Genomic DNA, 20,304 nt, shown 5'->3' with positions numbered 1-20,304 from the left:
GCGCGGCGTTACCCGCCAAGTGCTGAAACTGGCTAATGCATCAATAAAATCAATAGCTCAGGCAGGTTAGACTGTGCACCGGTTGTCATGAGCTATAGGACGCTGTCGAAAATTATAAAAGCATAAGCGACACACAGGAGATGCTAGTGATGGATTTTGAGCAGTTCTATCAGGACAGATACCCGGCCAACGTTCCACGTACTATCGATCTGGATAGATTCAGGAGCATGGTTGACGTATTCGAGCAGTCGTGCGAGCAATTCGCAGATCTGCCGGCGTTCAGCGCTGTTGGCGTAACCCTGACTTACCGCGAACTGGATGCTCAGAGCCGGAATTTCGCTGCTTGGTTGCAAAACCGGACCAATCTGAAACCTGGTGACCGAATTGCTGTGCAAATGCCCAACCTGACTCAATATCCGGTGGTGGTGTTTGGCGCCATGCGGGCAGGGCTGGTTGTTGTTAACACCAACCCCCTGTACACCCCCCATGAAATGGAGCACCAGTTCAACGATTCCGGTGCCAGGGCGTTGGTGGTGCTGGCCAATATGGCCGATAACGCTGAACATGTGCTGCCCCGGACCAGCATCGAATACGTCATCGTCACCGAAGTCGCCGATATGCACCCCCCGCTGAAGCGGACCCTGATGAACGCGGCGGTAAAGTATCTTAAAAAAATGGTGCCCAAGTTCGAGTTGCCCCAGGCGCACAAACTGCCTGCAGTGTTGAATGCCGGCAGCAAGGAAACTTTCACCCCGTACGAGTGCAACAAAGACGATATTGCCGTGCTGCAATACACCGGCGGCACCACCGGTGTCGCCAAAGGGGCCATGCTGACGCACGCCAATCTGGTGGCCAACCTGTTGCAGACGCTGGCCATGCTGGAAGGCAATGCGGCCGAAGGCGAAGAAGTGGTTATTGCGCCGCTGCCGCTGTACCACATCTACTCGTTTACCCTGAACTGCGGTGCCATGCTGGCGAAGGGCAGCCATAACGTGCTGATTCCCAACCCGAGGGACATTCCCGGCTTCGTTAAGGAGCTGAAAAAGCATCGGTTCACGGTTTTCATGGGGTTGAATACCTTGTTCGTGGCCCTGTGCAACAATGACGAGTTCAAACAGCTGGATTTCAGCACATTGAAAATGACCACCTCCGGTGGCATGGCGCTGGCGGGGGATACCGCCAGAATGTGGCAGCAGATAACAGGGGTGGCCGTCTGCGAAGGTTATGGTATGACCGAAACCTCGCCAGTGGTTACTTTCAACCCGTTGAGCGCCATCCAGTTGGGTACCATCGGATTGCCCCTCAGTAACACGGTGGTGAAGACCCTGGATGAGGATGGCAACGAAACGCCCCGGGGGGAGCCCGGTGAGTTATGCGTCAAGGGCCCGCAAGTGATGCGCGGGTACTGGCAGCGACCGGAGGATACCCAAAAGACGTTCACCGAAGACGGATTCCTGCGCACCGGTGACATCGCCATCATACAGGACGATGGCTATATCCGGATTGTGGATCGGAAGAAGGATATGATCATCGTGTCCGGGTTTAACGTCTATCCAAATGAGATCGAAGATGTGGTGATGGGTCACCCGGAGGTGATTGAGTGCGCCGCCGTCGGCGTGCCGGATGCAAAGAGCGGTGAAGCGGTGAAGGTGTTTCTGGTATCCTCTTCACCTGAGCTGACCGCGGGGGAACTCAAAGAATTCTGCCGCGAGCGGCTGACGGCGTATAAGGTACCCAAGCAGTTTGAATTCCGGAGCGAGCTGCCGAAGACAAACGTTGGCAAGATACTGCGCCGTGAACTGCGGGATGAAAGCACCGTGTAATCACCTCGGCGACCACCCGCCCGGCGGGCCGGATCCTGATATAAACCCTGCTCGCGCAGGGTTTTTTATTGAATACCTAGTTGCAAGTGTGGACTGTACAAGACCTTTATGACTCAGCGGCCTGTAAACCCCAAATCAAATACCCCCACCGACCCGATGCTCCAGTCTGTGCTGGCGCAGTTGCCCGATTGCAATCAGCGCGAGGCGGCCCGCATTCGTGCCCTGGTGGCCCGCAACCGGGGTCGGCTCAACGCCGCAGAGCAGGCCAGAGTGCAGGCCTGGCTGGAACGGGGGCAGGCCATAGTGGCGCGCCGGATGGGGCGCCACCAGCCGGCTTCATTTCCTGCCGAATTGCCGGTATCCGAGCGGGTCGAAGACATCAGTGAAGCCTTGGCGGCGCATCAGGTGGTGATCGTTGCCGGGGAGACCGGCTCCGGTAAAACCACCCAGATACCCAAAATCTGTCTGAACCTCGGGCGGGGTCGGCGCGGCCTGATCGGACACACCCAGCCCCGCCGGATTGCCGCCCGCAGCGTCGCAACCCGGATAGCCGAAGAGCTGGGGTCGGCACCCGGAGACCTGGTCGGGTACCAGATACGCTTTACCGACACCACCTCGGAAGACTCCCGCATCAAGGTGATGACCGACGGCATCCTGCTCGCGGAAATACAAAACGACCGGCTGTTGAACCGCTATGACACCCTGATCATCGATGAGGCCCATGAGCGCAGTCTGAATATCGACTTCATTCTCGGTTACCTCCGGCAGCTGTTGCCCAAGCGGCCAGACCTCAAGGTCATCATTACCTCCGCGACCATCGAAGTGGAGCGTTTCAGCCGCTTTTTCAACAACGCCCCGGTAATCGAGGTCAGTGGGCGTACTTACCCGGTCGAGGTGCGTTACCACCCGCTGACCGGCGACGAAGACGACCGCGACCAGGGGTGGGCCGAGGGCGTGCTTGGCGCGCTCGCAGAAATTGAGCAGCATGAGCGCAGGCACCGGCAGCCGCCGGGGGATGTACTGGTGTTTCTGCCCGGTGAGCGGGAAATCCGTCACCTCAGCAATCAGTTACGCCATGCAGAACTGCGGCACACCGAGATCCTGCCGCTGTACTCCCGCCTGAGCAGCCAGGAACAGAACCGCGTATTTCAGGCCCATCGGGGGCGCCGTATTGTGCTGGCCACCAACGTGGCGGAAACCTCGCTCACCGTACCCGGCATTCGTTACGTGGTGGACACCGGAGTGGCCCGGCTGAGCCGCTACAGCGTGCGCTCGAAAATCCAGCGGTTGCCCATAGAGCCCGTTTCCCAGGCCAGTGCCAATCAGCGCGCGGGGCGTTGTGGGCGGGTGGCACCCGGAATCTGCTTCCGGTTGTACGACGAGGACGACTTCCTCAACCGTCCGGAATACACAGACCCTGAAATCCTGCGCACCAATCTGGCGTCGGTTATATTGCAGATGATGTCCTCAGGTCTGGGCGACATCCGGCAGTTTCCGTTTCTGGAAGCACCGGATCGTCGCATGATTAACGACGGCTACAAATTGCTGGAGGAATTAAACGCGGTAGACGCCAAACGGCGCATTACGGCGACTGGTCGGCAGATGGCGAAACTGCCTGTGGACCCGCGGCTGGCACGAATGCTGGTGACCGCGGGCGACAATGGCAGTCTTCACGAAGCGCTGATCATCATCGCCGGGCTGAGTGTGCAGGATCCAAGAGACCGACCCCAGGACAAACAGCAGGCGGCCGATCAGGCCCATGCGCGTTTTGTTGACAAAGAGTCTGACTTCCTGAGTCTGCTCAATCTGTGGGTTTTTTACGAAGAGCAACGTCAGCAACTGTCACAGAACCAGCTCAAGCGGGAGTGTAAACGTCATTTTCTTTCCTGGATGCGTATGCGGGAATGGCGGGACATTCACCGGCAGTTAACTCTGGCCTGCCGGGAGTTGAAACTGCCGTTCAATACAGAGCCGGCCGATTACCGTGCGTTGCACAGCGCCATACTTGCAGGCTTGTTGGGGCAGGTGGCCACCAAACACGAACAGCGCGAGTACCTGGCGACCCGCAATCGCAAGGTGCTGATTTTTCCCGGTTCCCGAGTGGCAAAAACTGCGCCCAAATGGATAGTCGCAGCCGAGATAGTGGAGACCAGCCGGGTGTACGCCCGCATGGTCGCCAAAATAGAGCCGGACTGGCTCGAACCGCTGGCCGGCCATATCGTCAAGCGCCACTATTCAGAGCCCCACTGGGAACGTCGGCGGGCGCAGGTGATGGGTTTCGAACGGGTCAGTCTGTATGGATTGGACATCATTTCGCGACGGCGCATTGCTTACAGCCAGGTGGATCCGGCGGAATGTCGTTCCCTGTTTATCATGCGTGCCATGGTGGAAGGGGATTATCAGACCCGTGCGCCATTTTTCAAAAACAATCAGCAGTTGCTTGAAGATGTTGAAGGTCTAGAGCGTAAAACCCGGCGGCGGGATCTGCTGGTGGACGATCACACGCTGGCCTCGTTTTACGACGCCCGGCTGCCCGACGACATTGTCAGCGGTCGCCATTTCGAACGTTGGTGGAAGTCGCTGCCGCCGGAAGAGCTCAAATCCCTTGAGCTGACCGAGGCCGATGTATTGCAGCGTCCGCTGGATGACAGCGCCGAGGCGCTTTATCCCGACCATCTGGAGTGGGAGGGCGCGCGCTACCCGCTCAGTTATCAGTTTGAGCCCACCGGGGAGGACGACGGGGTCTCGCTGAAGGTCCCGCTGATGGCTCTGACCCAGTTGCCGAACCAGCGGCTGGAATGGTTGGTGCCCGGTCTGGTGCGCGAAAAGTGCATCGCTCTGGTCCGGGGATTGCCCAAATCGCTGCGCCGCCACTTCGTTCCCGTACCTGATTTTGTCGATTCTGCGCTGGAAAAAATGACCCCCACCAACGCACCGCTAACCGAAGTGCTGGGTGAGCAGCTGCGGCGCATGACCGGCGTTACCATTGCTCCCGATGCCTGGTCTGACGAGGCCTTGCCCAGGCACTTGCGCATGAACCTCAAGGTGGTCGATGAGGCCGGCAAGGTGATTGCGGAGGGCCGGGAGACGGAATCGCTGCAGGAACGTCTCAAAGCCCAGGCGGAGGCGGCGCTGTCGGCCGCAGCGCCGGGTCCGGACAATAAGGACGCGGACATTCAGGCGACCGACTGGCAGTTTGGTGCGCTGCCACCTTCGATGCTGACCGACAGGTCCGGCATGTCGGTGACGGTGTTCCCTGCACTGGAAGATCTGGGAAAGCAGGTCCGGGTTACCCGGTATCTGGATCCACTCAAAGCCGAGGTGACGACCCGCAGGGCCGTGGCGCGACTGATTCTCAACCGTCTGGGGAATGCCCTCGACGGGATCGACAAGCGGCTGGCGCACTTTCAGGCTTCGGCTTTGTTGTACGCGCCGGTCGGTCGGGCGTCGGCGTTGCTGGATGACTTCCTGCTCGCCACCGCCATGGCCCATTTCGTGCCCGGAGATCTGCCGCGATCCGCCGCCGGGTTCGATGCGGTGTATGAGGCGGGACGAGGTGACTTTCATCCGGCCCTCGAGGCCGCCGACGCCCACTTGCACGCCGCGCTGAAAGGCTATCACGGGGTCATGAAACAGCTGAAAGGCAGGATCAACCTGGCCCTCGCAAACAGCATGGCGGATCTCAAGTTTCAGCTGGAGCACCTTGTTTATCCAGGCTTTCTGGTCGCCACCCCAGCGGAGTGGCTGGTCCATTTCGGACGCTACTTTGACGCGGCTGAAGTGCGGCTGGAGAAAATGTCCCGTGAACAGGGCCGGGAACGGGAGTTCCTGCATCTCATTGAGCCCCTGTGGGCCCGCTACGCCAAAAAGTACGCGCAGCACCAGACGCAGGGCGTACGCGATCCGGCACTGATTCAATACCGGTGGCTGCTGGAGGAGTTCCGGGTGTCATTTTTTGCCCAGCAACTGGGTACGGCCGTACCTGTGTCGGTTAAACGTCTGGATCGGCAGTGGGCTGAGGTGAGCAGCTGATGCCCGACCAGCGACAGTTATAGCGGGTAATAATAAAACCGTGTGCTAGTATTCCACCGGGGATATGTATTCGGTTCATACTGCCAGTCAACACCAGTGCGAGAGGTTACGTGTGATGAAAGCCGTTATTAGCGGAACAGGGTTGTACACACCACCAGCGACGATCGATAACGACGAATTGGTAGAGGCGTTCAACGCCTATGTGACACTTCATAACGAGCGGTATGCCGAGGCGATCGACCGGGGTGAGCGCGACGCATTGCAACCATCTTCATCGGCGTTTATCGAAAAAGCCTCCGGGATTAAACGGCGGCACGTCATTGACCGGGAAGGAATCCTGGATCCGGAGCGAATGGCACCTTTTATCCCTGAACGCAGCAACGACGAGCCTTCCGTGCAGTGTGACATGGCGGTGGCGGCGTGTACGGAGGCACTGGAGCGGGCAGGTAAGAGCGTCGCGGATGTGGACGCGGTCATCGTGGCCTGTTCCAACATGCAGCGGCCTTACCCGGCCATTTCCGTGGAGGTGCAGCAGGCGCTGGGGGTGGAGGGGTTTGCCTACGACATGAACGTGGCTTGCAGTTCGGCCACTTTTGGTTTGCAGGCGGCGGTCAACGCCGTGGAAAACGGAGCTGCCCGCGGGGTGTTGGTGGTGAGTCCGGAAATCTGCTCCGGTCACCTGAATTACCGGGATCGGGACAGTCACTTTATATTTGGTGACGCCTGCACCGCCATCCTGGTCGAACGTGACAGCAGCGTTGCCGGGGGTAAGGGCTTTGAAATTTTGGGTACCCGGCTCAAGACGCAGTTTTCCAACAACATCCGTAATAACTTCGGCTTTCTGAACCGTGCCGACGAGCGCGGGGTGGGCGCCGCCGACAAGCTGTTTGTGCAGCAGGGCCGCAAAGTGTTCAAGGAAGTGTCGCCCCTCGTCGCCCAGACCATACAGGAGCATCTGGACGGGTTGTCGTTGCAACCGGATGATCTGCGCAGAATGTGGCTGCACCAGGCCAATCTGAGCATGAATCAGCTGATCGCGCGCAGGGTGCTGGGGCGTGAGGCCACCACCGACGAAGCCCCGGTTATTCTGGATGAGTACGCCAACACCAGCTCCGCCGGCTCGATCATCGCCTTTCACCTGCACCAGCAGGACCTGTGCAGTGGCGATGTCGGGGTCATCTGTTCGTTCGGGGCAGGGTACTCGATCGGCAGCGTTGTGGTGCGCCGCCGCTGAGTCTCAGGGGTTATTCGGTTGCCAGATTGCGCAGCACGTCTGGCAACCGGGTCGATCTCATGGTGGTACGGTCTACCCACACGATCTTGGCCGCTCCTTCGCAGTATGTGTCACCGGTGTCCGCGTCGGTGATCACGTAAAAAGTCTCCAGGCTGGAATTTCCTGCTTTCCCCAGATAGGTGTGCACGCAAACGGTCGCCGGGTGCTTCAACTCTTTCAGAAACGTCGCCGACGCGTTGATGATCACCGGCCCGGTGTGGGCGTCTGCTTCGCTGAGTTCAACGCTGTTCAGCCAGCTAATCCTCGCTTCCTCGAAAAAACGAAAGTAAACTGTGTTGTTGGTGTGGCCGTATGCGTCCATGTCCCCCCAGCGTACGGGCATGTTCAGGGTACTTACGAGACGTCCGTTGATAGACATTGCTACTCCTCTGGAACCTGTGGGTTATGCGGGCAGTGCGCGGATAATGCACCGGTATTCTCAACAAATTCGTTTGAATTGCAAAACCTCAGGCAAAATCATGATCAGCTATTCTTATCGGCGCACAGTTTCCTGGTTGCTCCTGTGCATGGTGTCCGTGTTCGCCAGTGTGGCTGGCGCCCAGCCCGGGCCGGTTGAGACCTCGGGCTATACCGCACCGACCATCCACGAGGCCGATCCCTATGAAAACTGGAACCGTAAAGTGTTCGGTTTCAATGAATTCGTGGATCGCTGGTTTTTGCGGCCCGTGGCGCGGACGTACCGGACCCTGACGCCTAATTTAATTGACCGGGCGATCACCAATTTTTTCGATAATCTGACCGAAGTGCGCAATTTTTCCAACAGCCTGCTTCAGCTCAAGGGGGAGTCCGCGGTGGTTGCCGCAGGTCGCTTCACCTACAACACGGTGTTCGGGCTGGGTGGGCTGATCGACGTGGCCACTGCCTTTGACCTGCCCGAACGACCGGAAGATTTTGGCCAGACGCTGGGCTACTGGGGCGTTGGTTCCGGGCCCTATCTGGTGTTGCCGTTATGGGGACCGTCCAATCCACGGGATCTCAGTGGGTTGCTGGCGGATTTCGCGGTTGTTCCATCCTTGTGGGATTACGCGGAAAGCCCCGACAAATACTACCTGAGAGCCGTTCAGGTCATTGATAAACGAGCCGGGTTGATTCCCGCGGAACGGCTAGTATCCGGTGATCGCTATACGTTCTTCAGGAGTGCGTACCTGCAGCGCCGCGAGTTTCTGATCAACGACGGGCGCCCGGCACACGACCCGTTTGCGGACGATGACGAGGATCTGATGCTGGACGACTTCTGATTCCGGGCGCTCGTGGATTCTGTGAAGGTGACAGTGTCAGGATACGGACGGTATGATGCTGTCTTGGGCGACTCCCTGCAGCACGTGACTGGACTTCCATGTATTACGATTTCTTTGGTTTTCGTGAACCGCCGTTCTCGATTGCACCAGACCCCCGCTACCTGTACCTGAGCGAGCGCCACAAAGAAGCGCTTGCCCACCTGATGTACGGGGTCCGGGGACAGGGCGGCTTTATCGTGATCACCGGTGAGGTGGGCACGGGGAAAACCACCATCAGTCGCTGTTTTATTGACAGCGTCCCCGACAACGTTGACATTGCGATCGTCCTGAACCCCAGGCTTTCGGTGCGGGAACTGCTGTCCAGCATCTGCGACGAGTTGCGGATTGCCCATCCGCCGGGTGCGCGGATCAAACCCCTGGTGGATTTGATCAACGCCGACTTGCTGGAGGCCTACGCCGCGGGCCGGCACAAAGTGCTGTTGATCGATGAGGCGCAGAATCTGTCAGCCGAGGTGCTCGAACAGCTCAGATTGCTGACCAATCTCGAGACCGCCGAGAAAAAGTTGTTGCAGATCATTCTGCTGGGTCAGCCTGAATTACAGGACATGCTGGCGCGTCCCGAGCTCAGACAGCTGAACCAGCGGGTAACCGCCCGCTACCATCTGGGCGCGCTTGCACGGCATGAAGTGCCGCACTATCTTCGGTACCGGTTGAGCGTTGCCGGCCAACGTGCGGAGTTGTTCAGTCCGGCAGCGATCAGGGTGCTGTTTGCCCGCACCGGGGGCATTCCGCGACTCATTAACCTGATCAGTGACCGCGCCTTGCTGGGCGCCTACGCCGAAGGTGAGCACCAGATCAGCGGGCGACACATCAAGCACGCCGCCCGGGAAATATTGGGTACGATCCCCGGGCGTCGATCGGACGCCCCGTCGGGCAGTGTGCGACGATTAACCACCACGGTACTGGCGGTGACCGTCATCACTCTGGCGGGATGGGGGGTGAAAGAACGTTACCAGCCGGTGGCCGCATGGGGCGACGATGCAACCGCCGCCCAGACCGGACAGGTGGAGCGCGACCGTGAGCCCGCCGCCAACCCTATAACTGCAGCGGTCGACGCGCCATTGCCGGAATTTACCCTCGCGGAGTTGACCGGTTCGCGGGCCCGCGCGTTTGCGGGTCTGTATTCTGCGTGGGGTGAGGCGGGCTACAATCCGCAATCCGGTGCGGAGGCTTGCCGCACCGCTGCGGAGGTCGGGCTGGCCTGTCTGGCACGGCAGGGAACCCGGCGCAGTCTGGAGATGATCAACCGTCCGGCGGTGCTCACGCTGCGCCCCGATGCTGGTGAGGCGGTGTATGTTACGGTTTTGCAACTGGCCGGAGATACCGCGGTGGTGGCGACTGAGCGCGGGCCGGTACCGGTGAGCTTTGCCCGGCTGGAACAGCATTGGTTTGGTGAGTTTGTCGTCTTCTGGCGTCTGCCGCCCTACAGGCGCAGCGACCTGCCGGATGCGGGTAAACCCGGCGAGGAGTTATGGTTGAGTACCAGGTTGATGCAGTTGGCGGATTTGTACGGTCGCGACGACCACGACCGGGCCCGCCTCAAGGCAATGGGCTATCTGGATCAGGTGCGATGGTATCAGGGGCTCAAGGGGCTGGAGGTGGACGGTATCGCCGGTGGCATGACGCTGGTACAGATCAACTCGGACCTGGATCCTGAGGTGCCGAAGTTGCTGACAGTGACGGGGCAGAACTGATATGTCCTATATTCTGGAAGCGCTCCGCAAATCGGAGCGGGAACGCCATCAGGGCCGGGTGCCGGACTTCCACCAGCAGGTGCAGATGATTCATCAACCCCGGCGTAAATCCGTGCCAGCGGTGGTTTGGCTGGCGCTGGCGCTGGTGTTCAATGGGGTGGTTATGGCAGTGGTGTTCCGGCCAGCCCCCGTGGCTGATGGTGCGGTTTCAGCGCCGGAGCGCATGGCCACCGTCGTGGCGCCGGCCCCGCAGACCCAGGCTGCGCCCGCGCCGGAGACGGTGGCACCGGCGCGGCCAACAAAAAACATTGAGGATTCACCGGCCGCTGTCGCACCGCCACCACGCAGCGAGCGGCCCACGGTGATCGTACCCTCGGCCCGCGCCCGCGCGTCCGCCGCTCAAGGTGGTGAACCGCCGGCCAGCCCACAACGGGTACCCCACCTGGTGGAGTTGCCCCTGTCGTTTCAACGCAGCGTGCCGGATCTTGTCTTCAACAGCCACGTCTATGCGTCTGACCCGCTGGCCCGGCGGGTGATGATCAACGATCACTATTTACGGGCAGGTGACGCCTTTTCCGGCATTCGCGTTGACCGGATTACCGAAGAAGGCGTTGAACTCAGCAAGAATGGCAAACGCTTTCGGGTGGGTGTGGTTCGTGATTGGATAGCTCCGCGTTAATGGCCCTCAACGATCAGGTTAAACAGGAAATACAGCAGGCTTACCGTACCGTACTCGAAGGCAAGGGCATTCGGGCGCGCTATGGCCAACGGCTGATGATTGCGGAAATTGCCCGCTATTTGGGGGCGATTACCGAAAACGATGGGGTGCGTACCTCCCCGCACGGCGTGTGCGTGGTGGAGGCAGGCACCGGTACTGGCAAAACCCTGGGCTATCTGATCGCCGCTATTCCCATCGCCCGAGCCTTGGGGAAAACCCTGGTGATCTCCACCGCTACCGTGGCTCTGCAGGATCAGATCGTGAATAAAGATCTGCCGGATTTGCACCACCACAGCAAGCTGAAGTTCAACTGGACCCTCGCCAAGGGGCGGGGACGTTACCTGTGCATGTCGCGGCTCGAAGCGCGCCTGCACGAAGAGGGCGTCGGTGACAGTGACACTATGCCCCTGTTTCTGCTGGACGAGGAGCAGGACGAAGAGCCGGGCAGCCGGGCTTTTTTTGAGGACATGCTGGCCCGCTACGGTTCGCGGGAGTGGGATGGCGACCGGGATCACTGGCCCACCCAAATTCCGGATGAAACCTGGAAACAGGTCACCACGGACCATCGCCAGTGCACCAACCGCCACTGCAGCTACTTTGACAGCTGCGCGTTTTTCGAGGCCCGCCGCGGACTGGAAGATGCGGAGGTGGTGGTGGCCAACCACGATCTGGTGCTGGCCGATCTGGCGCTGGGGGGCGGTGCCATTTTGCCAGAGCCGGAAAACGCCATCTTCATCTTCGATGAAGCCCACCACCTTCCTGGTAAAGCGCTGAACCATTTTGCCGCTTCGGTGCCCCTGGGCAGTACCCGGCAGTGGTTGAAACAAATGAGTCAGGCACTGGTCAAGATGCCCCCCTTCCTGACCCCGGGAAGCGTGGCCGCCAAAACCGTCGACAAGGTCAGTGACTCGTCGCGGCAGGTGGATGTGGTGTTGGCTCAGGTGTACGAGCACATCAGAACCAACACCGAATGGGATCTCACCGACGAACGTCGCCCCGCGCAATGGCGTTACCCCGATGCGGTATTGCCGGACAGTCTGCTGCCTTTGGTCGCGGAAGCGCAACTGGCGACGGCCGGTTTGGCCCGGCAACTGGGGGTGCTGGCGGACGAGCTGCAAAAAGCTTTTGACGACCGCAAGGAACATGATGTCGACCGCACTACGGCGGAGTCCTGGTTCCCGGTGATCGGTGCTTTTCACAGTCGCGCGGAAGACCAGTGCCGGTTGTGGGCGGCCTGGTCGGAAAAGCCAGCGGAGGGCGAGCACAAGCGGTCGGGGCCGCCCCCTGCCCGGTGGGTGGTGCTGCAGCGTTGGGAGCACGTGGAAGACATAACCCTGTACAGCAGTCCGGTCCTGGCCGACAACCTGCTCTATTCCCGGCTGTGGTCGCGGGCCTACGGGGCTGTCTTGACCAGTGCAACCTTGACTGCGCTGGGGCGTTTCGATCGACTGCAGACCCGGGCCGGATTGCCGGACAAAAGTAAATTTCTGGTGGTGCCCAGCTCGTTTCGGTACGCCGAAATGGCGACCGTGGAAGTGCCGGCGATGACGGTGATGCCGACCGAGGACGCGTTTACCGACGCGCTCGCCAAAAAACTCCCGGATTTATGGGCGGGCGAACGCGCCACGCTGGTGTTGTTTACCTCGCGGCGGCAGATGCAGGCGGTACGCGATCAGCTGGCGCCCGACTATCCGGGACTGATCATCACCCAGGACGACATGGCGAAGGGGGAAGTGTTGCGCGCCCATTGTGAGCGTGTCGACGCCAGACACAGCAGTGTGTTGTTCGGGGTCGCCAGTTTCGCTGAGGGGATAGATCTGCCGGGCAGCTATCTGAGTCACGTGGTCATTACCCGTCTGCCGTTTTCAGTGCCGGATGATCCCATTGAAGCCAGTCTGGCGGAATGGGTGACGGAGCGCGGCGGCAATCCGTTTATGGAAATCACCGTTCCGGATGCGTCGGTGAAACTGGTGCAGGCGGTAGGGCGCTTGCTGCGGACCGAATCGGATCGGGGCCGGGTGACCATTCTGGACCGCAGGATAGTGGCCCGCCGTTACGGGCAGCTGTTGCTGGATGCGTTACCACCGTTTCGCCGGATGATCGAATATTGAACCAGTGCCCCGCCGGTCATGGCTGAACCGGAATAAAACAGGCTACGCTTTTACTCAGTTGGTCTAAGCTGACTGGGTAAACCGTGCAAATTTAATATATGCAAAAAAGAATGAAAAAAATGTTCTTTATGCGTATTCTTTGTTTTTTGCACAGTGTACGGGCCAGCCGTTGGTGATGACGAACCTGGTACGCGTCAAGGGGAGTGACCGAGTCGATGAAATTACAGCAATTGCGGTATATCTGGGAAGTGTCCCACCATGATCTGAACGTCTCTGCAACGGCACAGAGCCTGTTTACCTCCCAGCCGGGTATATCCAAACAAATACGCTTGCTGGAAGACGAACTGGGTCTGGAGATTTTCGCCCGCAGTGGTAAACACCTGACCCGAGTGACTCCGGGCGGTGAGATCATACTCCGGGAAGCGGGTGAGATTCTGCGCCGGGTAGAAGGCATCAAAAAGATCGCCCAGGAGTTCAGCAACCAGCGTAAAGGCGATTTGAGTATCGCCACTACCCATACCCAGGCCCGCTACGCATTGCCCAAAGTCATCCAGGGCTTCATCGAGGCCTTCCCGGAGGTGTCTCTGCACATGCATCAGGGCACACCGGTACAGATTTCTGAGATGGCGGCCAATGGCGCCGTCGATTTCGCCATTGCTACCGAAGGTATGGAGCTTTTTTCCGATTTGATCATGATGCCCTGCTATCGCTGGAATCGCAGCATCATTGTGCCCAGGGACCATCCACTGGCCACTAAGCAGAACCTGACCCTGACGGAGCTGGCCGAATACCCACTGGTCACCTACGTGTTTGGATTTACCGGACGCTCCAAGCTGGACGAGGCGTTCCAGGCCCAGGGGCTCACCCCCAAGGTGGTGTTCACCGCCGCGGATGCCGATGTCATCAAAACCTACGTCCGTCTGGGGCTGGGGGTTGGCATCATCGCCAGCATGGCGTTTGATGAACAGGTGGACAAGGATCTGGTTGCCCTGGACGGGCGGGACTTGTTCAGTTCCAGTATTACCCGTATCGGGTTTCGCAAAGGGACCTTTCTACGGGGTTACATGTACGACTTCATTCAGCGGTTCGCCCCTCATCTGGACAAGGAGCAAGTGGATAAGGCGGTTGCGCATCAGGGCAGCCGCAAATCCATACTCAACCTGTTTGATGACATCGAGCTGCCCACTTACTAGTAAGTGCCACACTTGCGCGGTCAGTTGCGGGCGATCAAGTTGCCAGCGTGCAGCCCGCATTCCTTCTGGGTGTCTTGCTCCCACCACCAGCGTCCTTCCCGTTCGTGCTGGCCCGGCAGTACCGGACGGGTGCAGGGTTGGCAGCCAATGCTGATAAAGCCCCGTTCGTGCAAGGTGTTATAGGGCACTTCGGACACACGGATGTAGTCCCATACCTCTTTTGAGGTCCAGTTGGCCAGCGGGTTGAACTTGACCAGCGTATGGCTGTCGGTGGAAAACGCCGTGTCTTTTTGCACCACCGGCACGTCATTACGCGTGCCCGGGCTCTGATCTTTGCGCTGGCCGGTAATCCAGGCGTCCACCGTGGCCAGTTTGCGGCGCAGCGGGTTGACCTTGCGAATGCCACAGCACTCGCCGTGGCCGTCCTCATAAAAACTGAACAGGCCCTTGCGGTTGACCAGTTGCTGCACCTCTTTTGCATCCGGAAACAGCACCTCAATATCCAGGTTGTAGTGCTTGCGGACCCGCTCGATAAATTCATAGGTTTCCGGGTGCAGGCGCCCGGTATCCAGGGTGAACACCCGCAGGTTGTCCGTCAGCTTGTGGCAGAGTTCGATCAGCGCCACATCTTCAGCGCCACTGAAGGAGACTGCGATATTGTCGAAGTGTTGGAAAGCGCTCTTCAGGATCGTGCGGGGGCTTTGGTCTGCAAGTTCCAGCTGCAGCTGGTTAATGTCCGTCATATTGGCTCGTGTTCTGTGCTAAGAAGCTGTAAGTATTAGGCAAAGTTACCATTGTCCGGTCCCGGTCTGAAGGATCGAGGCGCTATATCGATATAGCGGTGCAATCCCTGCCGGTTTTTTCTATCATAGTGCCCGCGGTGACTCACCGCTTGATCTATCCCCCTCGTTAACTTAGGAGAATGCTGTGGAACTTGCTTGCCTTGATCTGGAAGGAGTACTGATCCCGGAAATCTGGATCGCGTTTGCAGAAAAAACCGGTATTGAAGAACTCAAGGCAACCACCCGGGATATTCCTGACTATGACGTGCTCATGCAGCAGCGTCTGCGCATTCTTGACGAACATGGCTTCGGTCTGCCGCAAATCCAGGAGGTGATCAGCGAGCTGGACCCGCTGGACGGGGCACGGGAATTTCTGGATTGGTTGCGGGAGCGCTTCCAGGTGGTGATCCTGTCAGACACTTTTTATGAGTTCGCCATGCCACTGATGGCTAAACTGGGTTACCCGGCCCTGTTGTGCCATAAGCTGGAAGTGAACGACCAAGGCCGGATCACCGACTACCTGCTGCGTCAGCGGGACCCCAAGCGCCAATCCGTACGGGCTTTTCAGTTGCTGAATTACCGTGTAATTGCGGCGGGTGATTCGTATAACGACACCACCATGCTCACTCAGGCGGAGGCCGGTATCCTGTTTCACGCACCGCAAAACGTCATCGACGAGTTCCCCCAATTCCCCGCCGTGCATACCTTTGCCGACCTGAAGCAGAAATTTCTTGAAAGTTCGGTAATTCACTCCGCCTGAATGGGCCGGGAGGTTATGGAGCAGGGCGATCAGGCCTGCTCCAGGGCCTCCATGATCGCCCGCACTTTGGTTATGGACTCGTCGTACTCCGCTTCCGGCTCACTGTCCGCGACAATACCGCCACCTCCCCAGCAAGTCAGGCGACCCTCTGAGGCCAGGACCGAGCGGATCGCGATGCTGCTGTCCAGGTGACCGTCTGCGGTCAGATAAAAGACCGAGCCACAGTAGGGACCGCGGCTGGTTGTCTCCAGTTCGGCAATGACTTCCATAGCCCGAATCTTGGGCGCGCCGGTTATCGAGCCTCCGGGGAAAGTACCGATTAACAAGGCCATCGGGCTCACGTCGGGGCGTAGCTTCCCCGTCACGGTGCTCACCAGATGGTGCACATTGGCGAAGCTTTCCAGTTTGAACAGTTCCGGTACCCGGATCGAACCGGTGACGCAAAACCGCCCCAAGTCGTTGCGCAACAAGTCGACAATCATCAGGTTTTCGGCCTGATCCTTGCGACTGTCGCAAAGTTCCCGGGCCAGTCGCTGATCTTCTGCCGGTGTTGTGCCCCGCGCCCGGGTGCCTTTGATCGGGCGGGTTTCCACCTCGCCCTGGTGGGTTTGCAGGAAGCGCTCCGGGGAAAATGACAGGACGGCCCCCCGGTCGAGCTGAAAGAACGCCGAAAAGGGAGCCTGCAAGCGCCGGCAGACGCTGCGGTAGGCCTGCCAGAGGGGGCCTTCGTAGCGGGCATGGAAGGGCTGGGAGATGTTCACCTGATAACAGTCGCCTGCGGCAATATATTCCCGCACCCGGCTGACACGATCCAGGCACTCCTGTTTGCCGAGGGCCGGTTCGAAGGGCGTCAGCATGCGCAGCGCCGGCGGCTCAGGCTGAGGTACGGACAGGTGCTGGTAGAGGCGCCGTTTGAGAGCCTCCGGGGTTGCTGTCTGGACCACCAGTTGCGCCCGGTGCTGGGTGGTGTCCATCACCACCACCCAGCTGTAGAGGCCGGCGTGCACATCCGGAATGCCGGCGGTGCCGGTCAGGTGATGCAGCGGTTTTTCCTGCGTGGCGCCGAATTCGTAGGCAATGCAGCCGATAATGCCACCGGTGAAGGGGTGATCCGGGTGGCTTTCGAACCCCAGAGTGGTCAGTTTGTTCTCCAGCGCCAGCAGCGGTGCGGCCGCCGCGGCTCCGGTCTTGCCGGTATATTTTACGGTCTCGAGGGGGTAGGCGGTGAACGCCTGGGGAAAGCCCGCATGCTCGGGTGATTCTTGCGGCGTCGAGACAGGGCCGAGGGATACAAAGCCGGTGTCCGGAGTGTCAGCCAGGTAATGCATCAGGTTGAGGGCCTGATCGAAGGCGAGATCGGTTATTTCCATAGCGAAGCTTTCAGTCTTCCAGCGCATTTCGGGCGGCCATCATACCACTTTTTAGGCTGAGGTCTGCGCTGGCAAACGTCCCCTTTTGCCGACCGGTGACCGCAATTGGCGGCACAGACCAGACTCAACGAAAAGGAATGGTGGTACAGTGTGCGGTTATCGCTGTGCGCGTAAACTATGGGTATGGACTATTCAGGGGGGCAGTCGTGTATAGCAGGGCCAGAGTGACCTGGAAACGCTGGGCGAACCGGCGTATTCCACGGTCAGACACACAACGTTTGCAGCAGAAAAATATTTTCATTGTGCCTACCGGGGCGGGTGTGATGTTCATGTTGCTGCTGTTGCTGATGTTGCTCACGGCCATCAATTATCAAAACAGCCTCATCTATTTGTTGACGTTTGTACTGGGTGCGGTGTTTGTCGCGGCCATGTATCAAACCCATAGAAACCTCTCCGGAGTGGCGTTTACGCTGGTCAACTGTGGAGAGGGGTTTGCCGGCGACACCATCGCGTTTACCTTCAGAGCAGATGCCGGTCGCACCGATGCCATCGGCATGCGACTCAGCCACGGCAAAGCCGTCCTTGCGCAGCAGCACCTGCTCGCCGGAGAAAGTTGCGACATGACCCTGATGGCACCCGCCAGCAGACGAGGGTACCTGGCGCTGGACCGGGTCCGGGTGGAAACGCGGTTTCCGTTCGGTCTGCTGAAAGCCTGGTCCTGGCTTCGACCTGTGTCCGCGGCAACGGTTTATCCGCGGCCGGTTCCCGCCCCCGACGTATCCGGAGGGGGCGGGGAGCCCGACAATTGTGAAGACGCCTTACCGGATAGCGGCCAGGATCACGCCGAACTCAGGCCCTGGCGGGAGGGGGACCTGAGCCAGCGGGTGCAATGGAAACGCTACGCACGCAGCGGCGATATGGTGATCGCCGACTGGATGGCGGAGGGCGGCAGTCCCCATTGGCTGGATTTTGCCGCATTCACCGGGGCCGATACCGAGTTGCGATTGAGTTATCTGGCCGACCTGGTCATCCAGCGTTCCGGGCAACATCCGCCATTCGGCCTGCGGCTCCCCGGGCTGACCATTGACCCCGACCAGAGCGGCGAGCATACCCGACGATGCCTGGCGGCACTGGCGACCTACGGACTGGAATCCCCACGATGACACAGACCGTAACTCCCCCCAGAGCCCCGGTGCAACTGCCCGGATTGGCGTTGTTGTGGCTGGTGGCAGCGTTTTTCCTGTTGCTCACTCCGCAGGTCGATCGCCTGCCGGCCTGGTTGCTGGTGGTGTGCGCCGCGCTCGCCGGATGGCGCTGGCTGGTGCAGGCCGGGCGGGTACGCTTGCCCGGTAAATGGGTGCGCATTGCCCTCACCGTGGGTTTGGTGGGGGTTTATCTGGCTACGGTCAGTGCCCAGTTTACGGTCGACACGGCCGCCTCGTTTTTCGTCATGGCGGTGGGGCTCAAGTGGCTGGAAACCCGCAGTGCCCGCGATTTTTATGTGTTGTTTTTTATTCTGGTCTATCTGGCCAGTGTGAATTTCCTGTTTGAGCAAGGGCCACTGTGGGCGGTGGTCAACCTGTTTGCGGTGCTGTGTCTGTTGATTGGACTGCAAATCCTGAATGCTCCGGATCTGCCCGGCGCACTGTCCGCAGGCTGGCGGCGTATGGCGGTGATGCTGGTCAAGACCTTGCCGGTTGTTATTGTGTTGTTTGTCTTTTTCCCGCGCATAGCGCCCCTGTGGAGTGTCCCGCTGGTGTCCTCCGAGGCACGTACGGGTATCAGCGAGCGCATGACGCCGGGAGATATATCCACTTTGGCCCAAAGCAGTGAGCGGGCTTTCAGGGTGTCGTTTGGCGGGGCCATCCCCCCCCACAGGGACCGCTATTGGCGGGGCCTCATTCTCGACACCCTGGAGGGAGAAACCTGGCTGCAGGGTCGTCCAAAGACCACCACCAAGGCCGGCCGGGTCGCCGTCGAGGGGCAGGTGGGGTCGTTGGCCGACGACGAATATGAAGTGTTGCTGGAACCGACCTATCAGAGTTGGGTGTATACGCTGGACGATTCCATTGCGGTGTCCGACAATATTTACCGGGCTGACAATGGCGTGTTCCGCCTGCACCGGCCGGCGGATACCGCGCTCAGTTACCGGCTGCAGCGTACAGCCTACACACCAAAGGCAGCCAGACTGTCCACGGTGGAGCGGCAGCGCTATCTGCAGTTACCCACCACCGGCAACCCCCAGGCCAGGGCCCTGGCGCAAACGCTGAGGCAGACGTACCCCGACCCCTGGGATCTGGTATCGGCCATTCTGGAGCGTTTCCGTAACCAACCTTATTTTTACACTCTCCGGCCACCGGGCATGCCCGCAAACGGCGTGGATGCGCTCTTGTTTGACGCAAAGCGGGGGTTTTGCGCGCACTATGCCGGAGCAACTGCGTTTTTACTGCGGGCGGCGGGGGTGCCCGCGAGGGTGGTGATCGGGTATCAACGGGGGGGAGCCGGGGGCCAATGACGCCTACCTGATCGTCAGACAATACGACGCCCATGCCTGGGTGGAGGCCTGGCTGCCGGGCGGTGGCTGGGTGCGTGTCGATCCGACGGCGGCCATATCACCGGCGCGGATCGAATCCGGGCTGCGGGACGCGGTCGCAGAGGAAGGGTCATTTCTGGAAAACAGCTGGGCGGCAGCGCGCCTCCATGGCAATCTCAAGGCGCTGCGCTGGGTGACCCAGCAGCTGGACAGAATGAATTATCAATGGCAGCGGTGGGTGGTGGGGTATCAGGGGCAGTCTCAGCTGGAGCTGATGTCCCGGTTACCGGGCAACTTCGGCTTGCGGGAGCTGGGCTACGTGACCGCAGGGGTGATCGGGGTCGCACTGCTGCTGGCCGGTCTGGCGGCAGCGCTGGGGCAGAAATCGGCCAGCCAGCGGGATCCCTGGCGCCGACTCATGCAGCGCTGGCAGCATTGGCTGAGCCTGCAAGGGGTCACCCCCCGCGCCGGCGACACTCCCGGACAACTGGCCAAACGGCAGGCGCAGCGACTGCCAGACACCGCCGAACAGGCCCGGGCCTTTGCCCGCCAGATCAACAATCATTACTATGGGGGCGACTGTACCGGCGAAGATATTGCACGCATGAAGCGTCTGTTACGCACCATGCGCAAGATTGCCCAGCAGTCCGGCAAACAGTCTACTTGAGGAAAAGTTTTTGCAGTCATCCATTGAAA

The 20,304-nt window shown here is 59.7% G+C and carries 15 protein-coding genes; 12 read left to right on the top strand and 3 right to left on the bottom strand.

The window, feature by feature from the left end:
- The first annotated feature begins 149 nt into the window (after nt 1-149).
- From BG841_RS15685 to BG841_RS15675, 3 genes are all read left to right on the top strand, one after another.
- Nucleotides 150-1,823: an AMP-binding protein gene (locus BG841_RS15685; RefSeq protein ID WP_070058502.1), complete on the top strand. Its 1,674-nt coding sequence runs from the start codon at nt 150-152 to the stop codon at nt 1,821-1,823.
- Between the two features lie 108 nt (nt 1,824-1,931).
- Entirely contained in the window at nt 1,932-5,855 is a 3,924-nt protein-coding gene (gene hrpA, locus BG841_RS15680) for an ATP-dependent RNA helicase HrpA (protein ID WP_198929199.1), read from the top strand.
- Between the two features lie 112 nt (nt 5,856-5,967).
- Complete coding sequence (locus tag BG841_RS15675) at nt 5,968-7,089, top strand: beta-ketoacyl-ACP synthase III (protein ID WP_070058501.1); 1,122 nt, start codon at nt 5,968-5,970, stop codon at nt 7,087-7,089.
- Between the two features lie 10 nt (nt 7,090-7,099).
- Here BG841_RS15675 and BG841_RS15670 read toward each other — a convergent pair whose 3' ends face one another.
- Complete coding sequence (locus tag BG841_RS15670) at nt 7,100-7,507, bottom strand: acyl-CoA thioesterase (protein ID WP_070058500.1); 408 nt, start codon at nt 7,505-7,507, stop codon at nt 7,100-7,102.
- A 100-nt stretch (nt 7,508-7,607) separates the two neighbouring features.
- Here BG841_RS15670 and BG841_RS15665 point away from each other — a divergent pair, with 100 nt between their 5' ends.
- From BG841_RS15665 to cysB, 5 genes are all read left to right on the top strand, one after another.
- The gene (locus BG841_RS15665; protein WP_070058877.1) at nt 7,608-8,387 is read left to right on the top strand and encodes a VacJ family lipoprotein; all 780 of its coding nucleotides are present in this window, start codon (nt 7,608-7,610) and stop codon (nt 8,385-8,387) included.
- 98 nt (nt 8,388-8,485) lie between these two features.
- Complete coding sequence (locus BG841_RS15660) at nt 8,486-10,141, top strand: ExeA family protein (protein WP_070058499.1); 1,656 nt, start codon at nt 8,486-8,488, stop codon at nt 10,139-10,141.
- 1 nt (nt 10,142) lies between these two features.
- Nucleotides 10,143-10,820 (top strand): general secretion pathway protein GspB, encoded by a 678-nt coding sequence (locus BG841_RS15655; RefSeq protein ID WP_070058498.1) that lies wholly within the window; start codon nt 10,143-10,145, stop codon nt 10,818-10,820.
- Complete coding sequence (dinG, locus tag BG841_RS15650) at nt 10,820-12,970, top strand: ATP-dependent DNA helicase DinG (RefSeq protein WP_070058497.1); 2,151 nt, start codon at nt 10,820-10,822, stop codon at nt 12,968-12,970. The genes BG841_RS15655 and dinG overlap by 1 nt, the downstream gene beginning before the upstream one ends.
- Nucleotides 12,971-13,185: 215 nt before the next feature.
- Nucleotides 13,186-14,163 (top strand): HTH-type transcriptional regulator CysB, encoded by a 978-nt coding sequence (gene cysB, locus BG841_RS15645; protein WP_070058496.1) that lies wholly within the window; start codon nt 13,186-13,188, stop codon nt 14,161-14,163.
- A 20-nt stretch (nt 14,164-14,183) separates the two neighbouring features.
- Here the strand turns inward: cysB and BG841_RS15640 are convergent, their stop codons facing one another.
- Nucleotides 14,184-14,906: a phosphoadenylyl-sulfate reductase gene (locus BG841_RS15640; RefSeq protein ID WP_070058495.1), complete on the bottom strand. Its 723-nt coding sequence runs from the start codon at nt 14,904-14,906 to the stop codon at nt 14,184-14,186.
- Between the two features lie 184 nt (nt 14,907-15,090).
- Here BG841_RS15640 and thrH point away from each other — a divergent pair, with 184 nt between their 5' ends.
- The gene (thrH, locus tag BG841_RS15635; protein WP_070058494.1) at nt 15,091-15,705 is read left to right on the top strand and encodes a bifunctional phosphoserine phosphatase/homoserine phosphotransferase ThrH; all 615 of its coding nucleotides are present in this window, start codon (nt 15,091-15,093) and stop codon (nt 15,703-15,705) included.
- Between the two features lie 29 nt (nt 15,706-15,734).
- Here thrH and pabB read toward each other — a convergent pair whose 3' ends face one another.
- Nucleotides 15,735-17,075, bottom strand: coding sequence for an aminodeoxychorismate synthase component I (gene pabB, locus BG841_RS15630; RefSeq protein WP_070058493.1), 1,341 nt, complete (start codon nt 17,073-17,075; stop codon nt 15,735-15,737).
- A gap of 278 nt (nt 17,076-17,353) precedes the next feature.
- Between pabB and BG841_RS15625 the strand changes: the two genes are divergently transcribed.
- Genes BG841_RS15625 through BG841_RS17655 form a run of 3 tightly spaced genes read left to right on the top strand, consistent with a single transcriptional unit; the run spans nt 17,354 to nt 20,275 of the window.
- On the top strand, nt 17,354-18,238 hold the full coding sequence (locus BG841_RS15625) for a DUF58 domain-containing protein (RefSeq protein ID WP_228141684.1): 885 nt from the start codon (nt 17,354-17,356) through the stop codon (nt 18,236-18,238).
- Complete coding sequence (locus BG841_RS15620) at nt 18,235-19,590, top strand: DUF3488 and transglutaminase-like domain-containing protein (RefSeq protein ID WP_322853380.1); 1,356 nt, start codon at nt 18,235-18,237, stop codon at nt 19,588-19,590. Before BG841_RS15625 ends, BG841_RS15620 begins: the two co-directional genes overlap by 4 nt.
- Entirely contained in the window at nt 19,562-20,275 is a 714-nt protein-coding gene (locus BG841_RS17655) for a transglutaminase domain-containing protein (protein ID WP_322853387.1), read from the top strand. Before BG841_RS15620 ends, BG841_RS17655 begins: the two co-directional genes overlap by 29 nt.
- Nucleotides 20,276-20,304 lie beyond the last annotated feature (29 nt).

It is taken from the genome of Marinobacter sp. X15-166B (assembly GCF_001752365.1).
GTDB lineage: Bacteria > Pseudomonadota > Gammaproteobacteria > Pseudomonadales > Oleiphilaceae > Marinobacter.
This window is presented reverse-complemented; position numbering and strand designations above follow the sequence as displayed.

Coding starts and splice junctions, on each gene's coding strand:
- BG841_RS15685 (WP_070058502.1), top strand. CDS start 150: ATGGATTTTGAGCAGTTCTATCAGGACAGATACCCGGCCAACGTTCCA.
- hrpA (WP_198929199.1), top strand. CDS start 1,932: ATGACTCAGCGGCCTGTAAACCCCAAATCAAATACCCCCACCGACCCG.
- BG841_RS15670 (WP_070058500.1), bottom strand. CDS start 7,507: ATGTCTATCAACGGACGTCTCGTAAGTACCCTGAACATGCCCGTACGC.
- BG841_RS15665 (WP_070058877.1), top strand. CDS start 7,608: ATGATCAGCTATTCTTATCGGCGCACAGTTTCCTGGTTGCTCCTGTGC.
- BG841_RS15660 (WP_070058499.1), top strand. CDS start 8,486: ATGTATTACGATTTCTTTGGTTTTCGTGAACCGCCGTTCTCGATTGCA.
- BG841_RS15655 (WP_070058498.1), top strand. CDS start 10,143: ATGTCCTATATTCTGGAAGCGCTCCGCAAATCGGAGCGGGAACGCCAT.
- dinG (WP_070058497.1), top strand. CDS start 10,820: ATGGCCCTCAACGATCAGGTTAAACAGGAAATACAGCAGGCTTACCGT.
- cysB (WP_070058496.1), top strand. CDS start 13,186: ATGAAATTACAGCAATTGCGGTATATCTGGGAAGTGTCCCACCATGAT.
- BG841_RS15640 (WP_070058495.1), bottom strand. CDS start 14,906: ATGACGGACATTAACCAGCTGCAGCTGGAACTTGCAGACCAAAGCCCC.
- pabB (WP_070058493.1), bottom strand. CDS start 17,075: ATGGAAATAACCGATCTCGCCTTCGATCAGGCCCTCAACCTGATGCAT.
- BG841_RS15620 (WP_322853380.1), top strand. CDS start 18,235: ATGACACAGACCGTAACTCCCCCCAGAGCCCCGGTGCAACTGCCCGGA.